The sequence below is a fragment of the Priestia sp. P5_B4 genome (assembly GCF_056400385.1).
Genome location: NZ_JBFULJ010001164.1, coordinates 1 through 972, shown reverse-complemented (window position 1 = coordinate 972; position 972 = coordinate 1). Strand labels below are relative to the sequence as shown.

At 35.4% G+C, this 972-nt stretch carries 1 protein-coding gene and 1 pseudogene; both read left to right on the top strand.

Translation table 11 applies throughout. The features are described 5' to 3' along the window. Positions 1 to 363, top strand: a 363-nt coding sequence (locus AC1DRF_RS29630; protein ID WP_477742523.1) for an AbgT family transporter, incomplete at its 5' end; no start/stop codon positions are given. Between the two features lie 265 nt (positions 364 to 628). Further along, positions 629 to 972: pseudogene (locus AC1DRF_RS29625) on the top strand (ammonia channel protein); the annotation flags it as partial.

Sequence of the window (972 nt, the reverse complement as noted above, 5' to 3'; positions counted from 1 at the left end):
GTGGTTGGTTTTGTATTTTTAACTGTTGTTCTAAGCCTTCTTATTTTTAGCGGCTCCGCTCAATGGGCACTAGAAGCACCTATTTTTATTCCATTGTTCATGCTGTTAGGCTACAACCCTGGATTTATTCAAGCGGCATACCGAATAGCGGATTCTTCCACGAATGTAATCACTCCTTTAAATCCATATATGATTGTTATTTTAGCCTTTATGAAAGAATACGAGCCTAAGGCAGGACTTGGCACAATTATTTCACTTATGCTTCCTTATACTCTAGCTTTTTTAGGGATTTGGATTGTTATGTTGATTATTTTTGCTGTATTCGGTATTCCTCTGGGGCCTGGTGTATATATGTATTTGTAAAGAAAAATCCTCTTCTACTTCAAGAAGAGGATTTTTTATGTCAGAAACTCTAACACAAATAAAAAATAGTTCAGCTTATGTGTACGTGGAAGAATACATAAGAAAAAGAAAACAGTATAAAAAACAAAAGTTTTCTGAATAAATTTGCAAAAAGTAGTTGCTAAATACATATAAATCAAATATGATAGTAAACATAACAAAATATGTTATATAATCTAACATTAAATTTAGGGGTTATTTATTCGTACTTAAGGGGGAAATCATCATGCAAATGGGCGATTCAGTATTTATGTTTTTTTCAGCATTATTGGTTTGGATTATGACACCAGCTATTGCATTGTTTTACGGGGGCATGGTTCGAAGTAAAAACATGTTAAGTACCGCGATGTATAGCGTAGGTTCCTTAGCTGTTATATCCGTTCTTTGGATAGTAGCAGGCTATTCGTTAGCTTTTTCGACCGGTGGCAATGCTTTTATTGGTAACTTGGACTGGGTGGGATTAAAAGGAGTCGGGTTCACTCCAAACGGGGACTACAGTGCTACGATCCCGCATAATATGTTTATGATGTTTCAGCTGACATTTGCTGTACTAACAGTAGCTATTATCTC